The organism is Idiomarina aquatica (assembly GCF_004362895.1).
GTDB lineage: Bacteria > Pseudomonadota > Gammaproteobacteria > Enterobacterales > Alteromonadaceae > Idiomarina.
The window spans coordinates 44,697-58,944 of record NZ_SNXI01000006.1; the positions used below are offsets into that span (position 1 = coordinate 44,697).

The 14,248-nt window shown below is 48.0% G+C and carries 14 protein-coding genes and 1 riboswitch; of the genes, 5 read left to right on the forward strand and 9 right to left on the reverse strand.

Translation table 11 applies throughout. The features are described from left to right. Positions 1–25: 25 nt before the first annotated feature. The 3 genes from DEU29_RS06425 (at position 26) to DEU29_RS06435 (ending at position 1,848) form a co-directional block, all read left to right on the forward strand. Entirely contained in the window at positions 26–955 is a 930-nt protein-coding gene (locus tag DEU29_RS06425) for a rhodanese-related sulfurtransferase (RefSeq protein ID WP_133539430.1), read from the forward strand. A gap of 58 nt (positions 956–1,013) precedes the next feature. Then, a complete protein-coding gene (locus DEU29_RS06430) occupies positions 1,014–1,487 on the forward strand; it encodes a Dps family protein (protein WP_133539431.1) in 474 nt (157 codons plus the stop codon). A 160-nt stretch (positions 1,488–1,647) separates the two neighbouring features. Beyond that, positions 1,648–1,848, forward strand: a complete 201-nt coding sequence (locus DEU29_RS06435) for a DUF3185 family protein (protein ID WP_133539432.1) — start codon at positions 1,648–1,650, stop codon at positions 1,846–1,848. Between the two features lie 47 nt (positions 1,849–1,895). Here DEU29_RS06435 and DEU29_RS06440 read toward each other — a convergent pair whose 3' ends face one another. The 8 genes from DEU29_RS06440 to trxA all read right to left on the reverse strand — a co-directional run bounded on the left by DEU29_RS06440 (position 1,896) and on the right by trxA (position 10,920). Next, positions 1,896–3,218: an MFS transporter gene (locus tag DEU29_RS06440; RefSeq protein ID WP_133539433.1), complete on the reverse strand. Its 1,323-nt coding sequence runs from the start codon at positions 3,216–3,218 to the stop codon at positions 1,896–1,898. Positions 3,219–3,234: 16 nt separating this feature from the next. Next, the gene (locus DEU29_RS06445; RefSeq protein ID WP_133539434.1) at positions 3,235–3,948 is read right to left on the reverse strand and encodes a phosphotransferase; all 714 of its coding nucleotides are present in this window, start codon (positions 3,946–3,948) and stop codon (positions 3,235–3,237) included. After that, complete coding sequence (gene pnuC, locus DEU29_RS06450) at positions 3,948–4,559, reverse strand: nicotinamide riboside transporter PnuC (RefSeq protein WP_133539435.1); 612 nt, start codon at positions 4,557–4,559, stop codon at positions 3,948–3,950. The genes DEU29_RS06445 and pnuC overlap by 1 nt, the downstream gene beginning before the upstream one ends. A gap of 12 nt (positions 4,560–4,571) precedes the next feature. After that, on the reverse strand, positions 4,572–6,671 hold the full coding sequence (locus DEU29_RS06455; RefSeq protein WP_133539436.1) for a TonB-dependent receptor: 2,100 nt from the start codon (positions 6,669–6,671) through the stop codon (positions 4,572–4,574). A gap of 57 nt (positions 6,672–6,728) precedes the next feature. Beyond that, positions 6,729–6,829, reverse strand: a riboswitch (TPP riboswitch). Between the two features lie 20 nt (positions 6,830–6,849). Beyond that, positions 6,850–7,551, reverse strand: coding sequence for an NAD(P)H-flavin reductase (fre, locus tag DEU29_RS06460; protein ID WP_133539437.1), 702 nt, complete (start codon positions 7,549–7,551; stop codon positions 6,850–6,852). Beyond that, the gene (ubiD, locus tag DEU29_RS06465) at positions 7,552–9,024 is read right to left on the reverse strand and encodes a 4-hydroxy-3-polyprenylbenzoate decarboxylase (RefSeq protein WP_133539438.1); all 1,473 of its coding nucleotides are present in this window, start codon (positions 9,022–9,024) and stop codon (positions 7,552–7,554) included. After that, positions 9,025–10,293 (reverse strand): transcription termination factor Rho, encoded by a 1,269-nt coding sequence (rho, locus tag DEU29_RS06470; RefSeq protein WP_133539439.1) that lies wholly within the window; start codon positions 10,291–10,293, stop codon positions 9,025–9,027. It abuts the gene before it with no gap. A 300-nt stretch (positions 10,294–10,593) separates the two neighbouring features. Then, the gene (gene trxA, locus DEU29_RS06475; protein WP_133539440.1) at positions 10,594–10,920 is read right to left on the reverse strand and encodes a thioredoxin TrxA; all 327 of its coding nucleotides are present in this window, start codon (positions 10,918–10,920) and stop codon (positions 10,594–10,596) included. 93 nt (positions 10,921–11,013) lie between these two features. Between trxA and rhlB the strand changes: the two genes are divergently transcribed. Continuing rightward, on the forward strand, positions 11,014–12,291 hold the full coding sequence (rhlB, locus tag DEU29_RS06480; protein WP_133539441.1) for an ATP-dependent RNA helicase RhlB: 1,278 nt from the start codon (positions 11,014–11,016) through the stop codon (positions 12,289–12,291). A 1-nt stretch (position 12,292) separates the two neighbouring features. Next, on the forward strand, positions 12,293–13,219 hold the full coding sequence (locus tag DEU29_RS06485; protein WP_133539442.1) for a Ppx/GppA phosphatase family protein: 927 nt from the start codon (positions 12,293–12,295) through the stop codon (positions 13,217–13,219). 5 nt (positions 13,220–13,224) lie between these two features. Here DEU29_RS06485 and hemB read toward each other — a convergent pair whose 3' ends face one another. Next, complete coding sequence (hemB, locus tag DEU29_RS06490; RefSeq protein ID WP_133539443.1) at positions 13,225–14,226, reverse strand: porphobilinogen synthase; 1,002 nt, start codon at positions 14,224–14,226, stop codon at positions 13,225–13,227. Positions 14,227–14,248 lie beyond the last annotated feature (22 nt).

The window sequence follows — 14,248 nt, forward strand, 5'->3', positions numbered from 1 at the left end:
GGCTAGCTGAAAAGGTAATTATTTTATGTATATATGCGCGGCATTGTATAAATTTGTCGAGCTCAACGATTTTGAGCAACTTCGTGAACCCCTGTACCAAACCTTAATCGATAACGATGTTAAAGGCACTCTTCTTTTAGCTCGCGAGGGTATTAACGGGACTATTTGTGGTACCCGCGAGGGTATTGATAACGTGCTGAAATACTTGCGCGCTGACCCTCGATTAGCGGACGTTGACCACAAAGAGTCACCGAGTGATACCCAGGCTTTTTACCGCACCAAAGTAAAATTGAAAAAAGAGATTGTCACATTGGGCGTTGACTGGGTCGACCCTAAGAATACTGTCGGCACCTACGTTGAGCCTGAACAATGGAATGATCTGATTTCGGATCCCGAAGTGCTGGTCATTGATACCCGTAATGAATACGAATACGCGGTTGGCACCTTTGAAGGCGCGGTTAACCCGAAGACCGAGGCGTTTCGCGAGTTTCCCGAGTATGTGAAACAACACCTGGATCCGGCTAAGCATAAAAAAGTTGCCATGTTCTGTACTGGCGGAATTCGCTGCGAAAAGTCCACTGCGTACCTTAAGGAGCAAGGCTTTGACGAGGTGTATCATTTAAAGGGTGGCATTTTGAAATACCTGGAGATGGTGCCTGAGCAGACCAGTAAGTGGAATGGCGAGTGCTTTGTATTCGACCAACGTGTTACTGTAAAACATGGTCTGGAACAAGGCGAGTACGACCAGTGTTATGCCTGCCGTATGCCAATTACCGAACAAGAAAAACAATCTGAGCATTATCAAAAAGGTGTGAGTTGCCCGCATTGTTTTGACAAAACAACCGCTGAACAAAAAGAGCGCTTTGCCGAGCGGGAACGTCAAATTCAATTGGCGAAGCAGCGCGGCGAGCAACATATTCGTGACGGTAAGCGGGAAGCTAGCGCTCAGAAATGATCACTTTATCCGCTTAGTTCGTAATTAATGATATTAAATTTTCGCGTAAGGAGACAGCATGAAACAACTACAGGTTATCGGGTTAGACGAGAAGAAGTCGGCAAAACTAGGCGATAAGCTAAATGAGCTTCTGGCTAATTATCAGATTTTTTATATGAACGTGCGTGGTTTTCACTGGAACATCAAAGGTGAGCAATTCTTTGAGCTACACGTGAAGTTTGAAGAAACTTACAATGACTTGCTGTTGAAAGTGGACGAGATTGCCGAGCGTATTCTAACTCTGGGTCAGCGCCCTATGCATGCTTATTCAACCTATATTAAAGCGAGTGATATCGAGGAAGTAAAAGACGTTCACGAAGGTCGCGCCTGCGTTGGCAATATCCTTGATAGTTACCAATCAGTGATTCGCTTGCAGCGCGAAATTCAAGCGCTGGCTAACGAAGCTGATGACGAAGGCACAGCTGCATTAATGAGTGACTATATCCGCGAGCAAGAGAAGACAGCCTGGATGCTAACTTCATACCTGGGGTAAGTCACCTGCCGTTTCATTTGATAACAGGAGCCTGGCGATTTTTCGCCGGGCTTTTTTATTTTGGTGTGATTATCGCCAAAACTAACCTGCTTGAATACCACCATAGCTGTGCTACATTTGAAAAGAAACTAGCGGGAAATCAGATAACTAGGAGAATAATATGAATAAAGCGGTGGGATTAGTGCTAGTGGTAGTAGGGGCAATTTTACTCTTTTTATCATATGAGGCATCACAATCATTGGCTTCAGAAGCATCTGAGGCGTTTACCAACCAACCGACCGATAGCACCCTTTGGTACCTAATTGGGGGCGTTGCAGCGGTTATTATTGGTTTGTATGCCTTACTCAAAGGCAAAAAGTAAGCCATTAACAATAACGGTGGCTCTCGAGCCACCGTTTACCCCGACAATTAGTTTTCTTCACCCGACACATTTGGCAGTGCCAGCGCAGATATGAAGGCAAGCACACCGACAGCAACTAAAAACCATAGTACGGCTGCTACACCATAGGCTGAATCAAGCCAACCCAGCAAAATTCCCGCGAGTAATATCACGCCCATGACCGTGTTCGAGACTGCCGTTAATTGAGCTCGATTATCCTGCGTTGCCATGTCGACCAAATATGTTTTGCGGCCAACACGTGCTCCGTGATGCGCAACCGCTGATAAAAACAGGAGTGCGCCGGCTGCCCAGCCGGTTGCCAGTGCGTCCGGCATCCAGTAATAAATAGCCAGTGCCAATAACATAACCAGCGTCGACATAACCGAGGCCGCCGCCATTACACGATGACTGGCCACATCAGACCAACGTCCCCATACTCGGCCGGCCAGCAGCCCTGCAAGCCCACTAGCCAGCAATAAACTACCGAGGCTGGTTAATTCAGCATCACCCTGACGCTGTATCAAAACCACGATATAAGGAATCGCAAAGGCCGCAGACACTAATAATGCGCGGGTAATAACAAAGTGACCAAACTGTCCATTGCGCCATAACAGCGTCAAAGATCGTAGCGCCTCGTTAATGGCGTTACCGCCTCCTTCGGTTGAGCCGGCGACTTCCGGAATACCAGCATAAAGCAACGCCGCAGAGGCCCATAGAATCACGCCAGCCGCTAATAACGCCAGGAATAACCAGCGTTCACCACTAATATCCGGCGCAAACATTATGACCAGCGCAGTGGCAAGAGTTAAAAAGCCGGCAGCTGACGCTGCAACACCTGACAACCGGCCACGACGAGTTTTAGATACCGTCTTACCCGTTACGTCTTTATTCGCAACGGAACAAATGCCACGTGATAACGAAAAAATAGCTAACAAAATGACTACAGACCAGCCCAATGCACTGTCGTTTAGAGTCGCTACGGCTACGATCATTAATGCCAGCGCGAGAGCCTGTCCCACGCTGCCAGCTACCCAAAACCACTTTCTAACCGGCTGCTCCCGCAGCTTCTGCGCTACAAACAATTGCGGCAATAAAGCCAGTGATTCTCGCAGCGGTACCAACGCACTAATAAATATGGCAGGAGCACCCAGCGTACTTAGCATCCACGGCAGCACTAACCGAGCGCTGACTAACGTGTCGCCGAGTTTAGTCAAGGTAAGCGACAATAACATCAATACAAATGAGCGCGGCTGATGATTGCAGGCAGATTCCGGGATATCCTTACAAACCCTGGCATCTTCGTCTTCAGCAAGATAGCCGTAGACGCGGTGGGTCAGGTCCTTATCACTCATTTATCGCTCCCTCGGGTTATTCCTGATTTAACAACGTCGTCCATTGCTGATTAAGCCAGCGCACAAATAACCGGTGGTCATTAAGTTCATGATTGTCGATTACAGTATCGCTGTACTGGCGATAATAATGGCACAAGGCATCAGCGCTGGGATCATCAAGTTGATTTATTTCTATACTACTGGCTATATCTGTAAGCCGATCACCCCAACCTGCGTATTCCCAGTCGACAATCGTCAGTTTTTGGTTAACTAAAATATGTGCAAACGCCAGATCGAAATGACAAAGTACTTGCGCGCGATTGCTCTTTAATGCCTGCTTAAATTGTAACAGTTGGGAGCTTATTGCGCCGCCTAGTTTGGCTGCATATGCATCGCACTTTTGCCATAGCGTGGTTCCCTGCCAGGCCGGCTGCTGCTGATGCACCAATGCCAATGCTTGCGCGGTTACTTTCAGCTTTTCAGTTTGACCCAGCGCAAACGAGTTCATGGGCGTGCCTTCCACATAACGTTGCAAAACCCATTGCGTCGGGTCAAGCGCAATGACATCCGGCGCTAATCCGGTTGCAGCTAACTGTTGCTGTAACTCAAACTCAGCGCTGCGATCAAGACCAAAGCGTTGACTGTGCCGCAACCATTTAAAGATATAAGATTCAGTGCGCCCCTTTAGCCACAACACCTGATTTGCAGGCCCGGCAGTTAAGGTCTGAATTTCGATGGGCTTCTCTATCATTAGGCTTCCGTCACCAACTCCGTGTGCTGATCCCGGCGCCAGCGATACATGGCGTAAATAACAAGCACGACGTATAGAACAAAAAGCAGGGCTGTAGCGACAAAACCTTTACTCCAGTATAAATAGACGTAGGCTGTGTCGATAATAAGCCAGTACCACCAGGTTTCAAACGCTTTTTGCGCAATTAACCACGTCGCCAGCAAACTAAAACAGGTGGTAAAGGTATCTAACCAAACCGCATCAGCATCGGTGAATTGCTGCAATGCAAGGGCAATTGCAATAGCCAGCGGTGTAAGCCAAAGCCATTGCCTTAAGTGCCACCGCCATGAGAATTTGAACCCGGTCGATTGCGCAGCATCGTCTTTATGTTGCCACTGCCACCAACCATAACCGGCTAGCGCAATATAAATGACTTGTAGCAACGACTCCATATAGAGCTTTGCCTGCCAAAATATTAGTGCATAAATGGTGCAGCTAACGGCCGCTGCCAGCCAACACCACTGGCGTTGGTGCGCCGCAAGCATAAGATAGACTAACGCCAGCACCAAAGCTATCAGCTCCCAGCCTGAGCTCATTACTAACTGGTCAGCCACCCACGTTAACTGCTCCATTATACAATACCCTTAAAACTTATATTCTGCCGTGAAGCCGACACGGCGTGGTTCGCCATACTGACGATAGGTTTCGGTAACATACTCATCACGGGGGTCATTACCAAAATAGAATCCGCGAATATCAGTTTGTTCGTCGGTTAGATTGCGGCCCCAAAGCTTTAACTGCCAATTGCTCCAATAGTAACTGAGCTGTGCGTGCCACTGCACTGATGACTGCGCTCGTTGGTCGTGAGAGTTAGAAAAATAAAAGCTGTCCTTGGCATCAGCCTGAACTGACCAGGCCCAATTATCCCAAAGCGATCCTTGCAAACCGATATTTGCGGTATAGTTTGGCGCATGTGCCTGTTCTCGTCCTGAGATATCCGTGCCGTCTTCTCTGACAAAGCCATCAATACGTGTTTTTAACCAGCCAACATTGGCGAAGATTTCCAGCTCCGGCATTAGCTGATAATTAACCTCAGCTTCGAGACCGTAATTTTTACCGCTGGCTGCATTTTCTAAGAAACCGACAAACGACTGATCGCGATTAATCCAGCTTTTTAATTGCACGTCATCGCGCCAGTTATAAAAACCACTTACACGCCCGGACATGCCGTCACCACTAGACCACTTAAATCCGCTCTCCAGGTTCCATAAGTGTTCGGGAGCAAATGTCGAGCGCTGTAAAAGATAGTTTTCGATTGATTCAAGCTGCTGATCCTTTGCCCGCCCGAGGGCTTCACCATTAACCCCACCAGCTTTATAGCCGCGGGCTATGGTGGTGTACCAGTAGCTGTTGGTTGCTAATTGATAACGCAAACTTAAGTTACCACCCACCATCGTATCCGCGGGCCGCTCAACAACATTATTACTGTCATTGTAGTCGGTCTCGTAACGCTCTAAACGCAAACCACTCAGTAAGCTCCAGCGCTTAGCTAACTGCTGAATGAGTTCACCGTAAACGGCGTAATGACGGCGTTGCTGATCACTGTTAAAAATCGTTGCTATGCCGAGATCCCAATTAAAATAATCACGGCTAAGTTGTTGGTCTTTTTGATAGTGATAAATACCTAACGTCCACTTGGTAGGTAAACCCAATAGGTCGCTGGACTGTTTAGAGGTCAACCGTACGTCCAGCGTTAGGTCATCACGTTGTCTGGTGTAGGCATCAAAAGAGGAATACTCCCATCCCGGCGCTATACCGACATAGGTCCAGTCTTCGTCAAAACTGTATAAGCTGTCTGCAGTTAATCCACTGACTGCTATCTCCAGTTGAGCCGAGTCAAAACCATGATACATTGCGCCAAGTCGCAATGCCGTTGAACGCAAATCGTCCTTACCTGGCTCATCTGAAAGGGTTTCGCGATTATTCTCCAGACTAAACGCATCATAACCATTATCGGTATCAATATGATGCAGCTGGGTTTGCAGCGACCAAAGCTCATTAATTTGGCTATCAACGCCTAGCCGGACAGCGAGCTCGTCTCGCTGTTCAGTATCATCGCGGTTCAGATAAACATTGTTGGTAAAGCCATCCTGATAAAATTGCTGAACCGAGAGCCGCGCATTACCCAGAACGCCTAAATTACCGCCTATAGCCAGCCCTATTCTACGTTCGTCATAATTGGCCAGCCCGAGGGCAAGCTTGCCACTCAATAGCTCTGTCGGCTGCTCGCTTTGCATCACCACCATACCAGCCAGAGAGTTGACTCCAAAGCGACCACTTTGCGGCCCTCTGAACACCTCAACCTGACCAATATCAAATAAACTGGCAGCGCCGCCTAGCCCTGAATAATCAATACCATCGATGATAAGCCCTACCGACGGATTAACATTGTCAACAAACTGAGAACGCTCACCAATTCCACGTATTTGAATAAATCGCGCTGTTGATGTCCCGCCCGAGAAATTAATGTTCCCGACCGTATTCAGCACCTCTTGCAGATGTTGGGCACTGAGTTTTTGAATTACCTCAGAGTCAATAATAGCAATACTCTGAGGGGTTTGATTAAGGGTTTGTTGCTGAAAGTCGGCGCTAACTTCGATTGTTTCGAGTGGTTCAGGGCTTTGTGCATGCGTCAGTGTTGATAGTGAAACCGCGCCTGCAAGAATAGCAAAACGTTTAAACATGGATCATTTCCTATAATTAATGCGAAGAAACGATCCGGTAAGGCTTTATTGGATAGGTTTTTTTATTTTTACCATCCCTACGCCAGTATTAACCGGATCAGGTACAAAGGGTTCGCAAAAATGCATCTCAGCCCGGTAGGGCACCCCTTGGTATTGCCGCGTTAGTGTAACGCAGCGTTTATATAAATGCTAACGCATCACCGTGCAATTGCGACATCGATAGGCCACGCGCGATAAAATCGTCACGAATGACTCGCACCATTTCAAAACGGCCTGCCATGTAAATCTGGCAGTCACTTAAGTTATCACGCTCCGCCATTACCGCGTGATGCACAAGCCCAACAGCATAGCTCCAATCTGCAGAAGCTTCTTCTATAACCGGGCGATAATTGAATAGCGGATGTTGCTCGGCTAACTGCTCAAGCTGCTGGTGCAAATATAAATCGCTCGCCTGACGTGCTCCCCAGTAAAGATACACAGGCTGTTGTAAGCCATCAGCAAGTAATTTCTGCAGTATCGAATAGGTATAGGAGAATCCTGTCCCACCCGCTATTAAAACAATAGGCTGCTGCTGGGGTAACTTTACAAACGCATCGCCTGCAGGCGCGTCGATAATAAGTTGCTGCTGTTGCTTAATTTGCGTTAGTACCTCGCCCGCATAACTGTTATCAGGTGTCGCACCAACGTGCAGTAACCATTGGTTATGTTCAGCAGGGTCTGACGCTATGCTAAACGGGCGCTTGTCCCGTTCGCCCATAACAACCTGTAAGTACTGGCCCGCTTTAAAGTCAACAGGTTTCGGCAATTCTATACTCACTTCCCAGACATAATCAGCCAGTTGACGGGTTATAGCCGCCTTGCAAGTCAGCTGTTCTGACATTTACTTCTCCAGAATATTGAGTTGTTCCCAGAGCATATCAACGCGCTGTTTAACGTCTTCACTCATGGTAATAGGTTCGCCCCATTCGCGGTCTGTTTCGCCCTGCCATTTGTTCGTTGCATCCATCCCCATTTTCGAGCCCAACCCCGAAACCGGCGACGCAAAATCCAAATAATCGATGGGCGTATTTTCTACCATAGTAGTGTCCCGCGCTGGGTCCATTCGTGTTGTCATCGCCCAGATCACGTCCTTCCAGTCACGTGCATTGACATCATCGTCACAGACAATGACAAACTTGGTATACATAAATTGGCGTAAAAAAGACCACACACCCATCATCACCCGCTTGGCATGACCCGGATATTGCTTTTTCATCGTCACCACAGCCAACCGGTATGAACACCCCTCTGGTGGCAAATAGAAATCAACGATTTCAGGGAATTGCTTTTGCAATAGCGGAATAAAAACTTCGTTAAGCGCAACACCCAATACGGCCGGTTCATCCGGCGGACGCCCGGTATATGTGCTGTGATAAATCGGTTGTTTACGGTGGGTAATGTGGGTCACCGTAAACACAGGGAATTCATCGACTTCGTTGTAATAACCGGTATGGTCACCATAAGGCCCTTCCGGTGCTGTTTCGCCTGGCTCGATATACCCTTCAAGAATCATCTCGGCATGCGCCGGTACTTGCAGGTCATTACTCACACTTTGCGTGACATGAGTTTTGCCGTCGCGCAATAGTCCGGCAAAGGCATATTCAGACAAACTATCGGGTACCGGCGTAACCGCTCCCAAAATAGTGGCAGGGTCAGCTCCCAACGCAACTGATACCGGGAATCGCTCACCCGGATGTTGCTGGCACCATTCTTGAAAGTCCAATGCCCCACCGCGATGCGACAACCAACGCATAATGAGCTTGTTAGGTCCGAGTAGCTGCTGCCGATAAATGCCCAGATTCTGGCGCTCTTTATGCGGTCCCCGGGTTATGGTTAATCCCCAGGTAATTAACGGAGCGGCATCACCTGGCCAGCAATGTTGGATAGGTAATTTAGTCAGGTCAACGTCGTCACCACTTAACACAACCTCCTGACAGGGGGCTTTTTTAACCTGTTTAGGCGACATACTCAGCACTTTCTTGTATGTCGGTAACAAGCTCAGTGCGTCTTTAAAACCTTTTGGCGGCTCCGGCTCCTTCAAAAAAGCCAGTAATTTACCGACATCCCGTAACGCTGTAACTGAATCCTGACCCATTCCCATTGCTACGCGCTCGGGCGTACCAAACAAGTTGGCCAGTACCGGAATAGAGTGACCTTTCACGTTTTCGAATAACAATGCAGGACCGCCCGCCTTTAACGTACGGTCTGCAATTTCGGTCATTTCCAGATAGGGGTCAATCTCGGTACTAATGCGCTTAAGTTCGCCACGCTGTTCTAACTGCGCAATAAAATCCCGAAGGTCTTGATATTTCATTTAGCTATTACGCTGACGCTTCATTGACTCGAAGAACTCGTCGTTGGTTTTAGTCATCTGCAGACGGTCAATCAGGAATTCCATCGCTTCAACTTCGCCCATCGGGTGCATAATCTTCCGTAGGATCCACATTTTCTGCAGTTCGTCCTGCGTTGTTAACAATTCTTCACGACGCGTACCTGAACGATTGAAGTCGATAGCCGGGAACACACGGCGTTCGGCAATCTTACGGTTAAGGTGTAACTCCATGTTACCGGTACCCTTAAACTCTTCGTAGATAACTTCATCCATTTTCGAGCCGGTATCAATAAGTGCGGTTGCGATAATTGTTAAACTACCGCCTTCTTCGACATTACGGGCAGCACCGAAAAAGCGCTTAGGTTTATGCAGTGCATTGGCATCAACACCACCGGTCAAAACCTTACCTGAACTTGGGATAACAGTGTTATAAGCGCGTGCCAGACGAGTAATCGAATCCAGCAAAATAACGACGTCTTTTTTGTGTTCTACCAGCCGCTTAGCTTTTTCGATTACCATTTCCGCTACTTGCACGTGTCGGTTAGCCGGCTCATCAAACGTTGAAGCAACCACTTCGCCTTTTACCAGGCGGTGCATCTCGGTCACCTCTTCCGGGCGTTCATCGATCAGCAATACGATAAGCTCAGCTTCCGGATGGTTGGCAGCAATTGATGTTGCAACGTTCTGGAGCAATAAGGTTTTACCGGCTTTAGGCGGCGCCACGATTAGACCACGCTGACCTTTACCAATCGGTGCCGATAAATCCAACACTCGCGCCGTAATATCTTCGGTACTGCCATTGCCGCGTTCCAGACGAAAACGCTCGTCTGCGTGCAGTGGAGTTAAGTTTTCAAAAAGGATTTTATTACGGGAGTTTTCAGGCTTGTCGAAGTTAACTTCTCTAATTTTTAGCAACGCGAAATAACGTTCGCTATCCTTCGGCGGGCGTATCTTGCCGCCAATGGTGTCGCCCGTTCGTAAATTGAAACGTCGGATTTGACTCGGCGATACATAAATGTCGTCGGGGCCGGCTAAATAAGATGAGTCCGCTGAACGCAAGAAGCCAAAGCCATCCTGCAGGATTTCCAGCACGCCACCGCCATAAATATCCTCACCGCTTTTAGCGTGTGCTTTAAGGATTGCGAAAATAATATCTTGCTTACGCAGGCGAGCCATATTTTCAAGGCCCATGCTGTCTGCAAGTTCAACAAGTTCGTTTACGGGTTTATTTTTAAGTTCTGTCAGATTCATAGGAGGGTTTTCGAGTTATCGATTAATGGTTAAGTCTTTGGGACTCTCTGTGTAAAGTATTCTGTATAAAGTATTCTGTGTAAGGTTTAATACTTTTGCTTCACTATTGATTTGGCCTGAATTCCGCGAGGTGCGGTGCCAACAACTGCAAGATTCGTTCAGATTTATTCCAGCGTTTCGGTGGTCAATGACGCCTGGATGTTCAGTTAATGAGCAAAAACTATCATCAAATTGCTGATTCGTCCAGTTTTCACGACAATAAACAAAAAAACGGCGCTGATGCGCCGCTTTTTTAATCAATTAAATGTGCTGGTCTAAAAATTCGGTAAGTTGCGCGCGTGATAATGCGCCCACTTTGGTTGCGACTACTTCGCCATTCTTAAACAGCAGTAATGTCGGAATACCACGGATACCATACTTCGGAGGAGTCTGGTCGTTGTGGTCAACGTTCAGCTTACCAATAACGAGTTTACCCTCGTAATCACCGGCGATATCATCAAGAATCGGTGCTACCATTTTACATGGCCCACACCACTCTGCCCAGAAATCAACCAGGACAGGCTTATCGGATTTAATGACATCTTCTTCAAAACTGTCATCACTTAGCTGAACAATTACATCACTCATGGTACTCTCCGCTACGTTCTTCGCGTGGAAATATTTTAAAATACTATTATTTATGTTTTTGAATGCAAGCGCAAACTGATATGCTTATAACTTATGACTAAAACACATCTTACAGAAACACGTTTTGCCGAACTTGGGCTCAATCCTCAAGTCGAGCAAGCAATTACTCATGCTGGATTCGAGCATTGTACTCCTATTCAGGCGTTAAGTCTTCCCGTCGCCTTAGCTGGTCAGGATGTTGCCGGACAAGCCCAAACGGGCACGGGTAAAACCTTGGCATTTCTGCTCGCGACTTTCAACCGCTTGATGAACAAGCCCGCGGCGCCCGAACGCAAAGGGCCACGCGCCTTAATCATGGCGCCAACGCGCGAGCTTGCAATTCAGATTGCCAATGATGCTGAGCCACTGACTAAAAACTGCGGCCTCAACATGGCAGTTATATACGGCGGTGAGGGCTATGAGGTTCAAAAACAACAGCTGGCTAACCAACCTGACATCTTAGTTGGTACTACAGGTCGATTAATCGACTTTTATAAGCAAGGCTTATACGCGCTGGATAATATCGAAGTGGTCGTGTTAGACGAAGCCGACCGCATGTTCGACTTAGGTTTCATTGATGATATCCGCTATCTGTTGCGTAAAATGCCGCCGCCGGCAGAGCGCCTTAATTTGTTATTTTCAGCAACGCTGTCCTACCGTGTTCAGGAACTCGCCTACGAACACATGAATGCACCGGCAAAAGTTGAAGTTGAGCCAGAGCAAAAGACTGGTGTGCGTATCAGCGAAGAATTATTTTATCCGTCTAAACCCGATAAAATGCCGTTGCTGCTGACCTTAATTGAAGAAGACTGGCCCGACAAAGCCATCGTTTTTGCAAACACCAAGCACACATGCGATAAGATTTATAATTGGCTGGCAGTCAATGACCATCGTGTTGGGCTGCTCACCGGCGATGTGCCGCAAAAGAAACGGTTAAAAATTCTTGAGGATTTTGCCCAGGGTCAACTCGACTTTCTGGTTGCGACCGACGTTGCTGCACGAGGCTTACACATTCCTGCCGTTAGTCACGTCTATAATTTTGACCTGCCTGACGACTGCGAGGACTATGTACACCGTATTGGCCGTACCGGTCGAGCCGGAGCAAGTGGTGCAGCAATAAGCCTGGCATGCGAAGAATATGTTTATAACCTACCTGCAATTGAAGACTACATCGGGCACCCAATTCCGGTTACCAACTATGACGAGACGGCTTTACTGTCTGACCTAAAACGTCCACGGCCAAGCAATCGTCGACGCCGCCATAACAGCGGTGGTAATCGCGGCGGTAATCGCTCCCGACAACGAAAACCTGGCGGCCAACGTAAGAGCTAACATGAGCGCCAGTTTCAAACGCCTCGCAGCAATAGATATGGGCTCAAATAGCTTTCACCTGCTGCTTGCCGAGGTTTCTATGCGGGGTTTTTTCCCAAAGCCCCGCATTATTGCCCGATATAAGCACAAAGTTCGACTCGCAGATGGCTTCAATAAATCGCTGGAATTAGATGCAGCGGCCATCGCCCGCGCGAAGGACTGTTTAAAAGGGTTTTCCGACCAGTTAGCGCGCTTCAAACCGGACGCACTCAAGGTTGTTGCAACAGCGGCTTTACGTAAAGCAACAAATCAACATGCCGTCTTACCAGAGTTAGAAGCGGTACTTAATTATCCCATCGAGGTCATATCCGGCGAGCGTGAAGCGGCTTTGATTTTTTCTGGTGTTTGTGCGGCTTCAGAACAAAAAGGCCCGATGTTAGTCATTGATATCGGCGGTGCCAGTACCGAGGTTATCGCCGGTGAACCACTTAAGGCAAAAGTCCTCAACAGCCTAGATATGGGCTGTGTCGTATTTCAAAATAACTATTTTGATCAACAGACAATAACGCGACAGCGCTTTAACGATGCTATACAGCAAAGTCGTTCTCAAATTAGCGGTCTTAAACAACAATATCAGCAGGTTGGCTGGCAACATGTTTTAGGTGCTTCAGGCACATTTCGGGCAGTGGCGGAAATCGCCTTAGCGGAAAATCATGCCCAATTAACGACCGATTGGTTGGCTGTACTGATAGAACGATGTGTTGCCGCAGGCCACGTACAAAAACTAGACTTTGCCGGCCTTCGCGATGACCGCCGCGCAATTTTGTGCGGCGGTTTGGCTATCTTAATGGGAATACTAACCGAATTACAAATAAGCCATTTTGGAGTCACCAACGGTGCTCTTCGCGAGGGCCTCCTGGCCGAGCTTGTGGCCACCGAAACAGCCTAGTTTAATTACTTTTTCGCCATTTTTTTAGCAACTGTCTTAGCAAAGTACGTCAAAATACCATCGGCTCCGGCACGCTTGAATGCCAGCAGACTTTCCTCTATCACGTCCTCACCGAGCCAACCATTTTGAATGGCAGCATTCAACATCGCATACTCGCCACTCACCTGATAAGCAAACGTAGGCACACCAAAACGGTCTTTTACTTCCCGAACAACGTCTAAATAGGGCATTCCCGGCTTTACCATCACCATATCTGCACCTTCCTGGATGTCGAGACCAACTTCACGTATAGCCTCTAGCCGGTTGGCAGGGTCCATTTGGTAGGTTTTTTTATCAGCGCCCTTTAAATTCCCCGAAGAGCCGACCGCATCCCGGAATGGCCCGTAAAACGCGCTGGCATATTTAGCGGAGTAGGCCATTATCGCGGTATTAACAAAGCCATTTTCTTCTAATGCCTCACGAATGCAAGCGATACGACCGTCCATCATGTCGGACGGTGCAACAACATCAGCTCCGACACGCGCATGCGATAACGCCTGCTTTACCAACACCTCCGTGGTGATGTCATTTTGCACGTAGCCCTGTTCATCGATAATGCCGTCCTGCCCGTGAGTAGTAAAAGGGTCCAGCGCCACATCGGTCATTACACCGAGCTCGGGAAAAGCGGCTTTTATTGCTTTAACCGCACGTTGTGCCAGCCCATTATCATCATAGGCTGCTTCGGCCATCAATGACTTGGCGGACCCTGGCGTGACCGGAAATATCGCCACCATCGGAATTCCCAGTTCGACTAACTCTTCACATTCCTTAACCAGCAAATCGATACTTAGTCGCTCGACACCGGGCATTGACGCAACCGTTTCACGTTGCTGTTGCCCTTCTAAGACGAACATTGGATAGATAAAATCATTGACGCTAAGTGCATGTTCAGCGACTAGGCGTCGACGGAAATCACTGGCCCGATTGCGGCGCATACGACTGAAAGGGAAATGGCCTAATTCGGTCATAACAACAAACTCCTTAACATAA

What these genes read in the sequence shown, in the direction of transcription:
- DEU29_RS06425 (WP_133539430.1), top strand. Translation starts at nt 26, where the DNA reads ATGTATATATGCGCGGCATTGTATAAATTTGTCGAGCTCAACGATTTT.
- DEU29_RS06430 (WP_133539431.1), top strand. Translation starts at nt 1,014, where the DNA reads ATGAAACAACTACAGGTTATCGGGTTAGACGAGAAGAAGTCGGCAAAA.
- DEU29_RS06435 (WP_133539432.1), top strand. Translation starts at nt 1,648, where the DNA reads ATGAATAAAGCGGTGGGATTAGTGCTAGTGGTAGTAGGGGCAATTTTA.
- DEU29_RS06440 (WP_133539433.1), bottom strand. Translation starts at nt 3,218, where the DNA reads ATGAGTGATAAGGACCTGACCCACCGCGTCTACGGCTATCTTGCTGAA.
- DEU29_RS06445 (WP_133539434.1), bottom strand. Translation starts at nt 3,948, where the DNA reads ATGATAGAGAAGCCCATCGAAATTCAGACCTTAACTGCCGGGCCTGCA.
- pnuC (WP_133539435.1), bottom strand. Translation starts at nt 4,559, where the DNA reads ATGGAGCAGTTAACGTGGGTGGCTGACCAGTTAGTAATGAGCTCAGGC.
- DEU29_RS06455 (WP_133539436.1), bottom strand. Translation starts at nt 6,671, where the DNA reads ATGTTTAAACGTTTTGCTATTCTTGCAGGCGCGGTTTCACTATCAACA.
- fre (WP_133539437.1), bottom strand. Translation starts at nt 7,551, where the DNA reads ATGTCAGAACAGCTGACTTGCAAGGCGGCTATAACCCGTCAACTGGCT.
- ubiD (WP_133539438.1), bottom strand. Translation starts at nt 9,024, where the DNA reads ATGAAATATCAAGACCTTCGGGATTTTATTGCGCAGTTAGAACAGCGT.
- rho (WP_133539439.1), bottom strand. Translation starts at nt 10,293, where the DNA reads ATGAATCTGACAGAACTTAAAAATAAACCCGTAAACGAACTTGTTGAA.
- trxA (WP_133539440.1), bottom strand. Translation starts at nt 10,920, where the DNA reads ATGAGTGATGTAATTGTTCAGCTAAGTGATGACAGTTTTGAAGAAGAT.
- rhlB (WP_133539441.1), top strand. Translation starts at nt 11,014, where the DNA reads ATGACTAAAACACATCTTACAGAAACACGTTTTGCCGAACTTGGGCTC.
- DEU29_RS06485 (WP_133539442.1), top strand. Translation starts at nt 12,293, where the DNA reads ATGAGCGCCAGTTTCAAACGCCTCGCAGCAATAGATATGGGCTCAAAT.
- hemB (WP_133539443.1), bottom strand. Translation starts at nt 14,226, where the DNA reads ATGACCGAATTAGGCCATTTCCCTTTCAGTCGTATGCGCCGCAATCGG.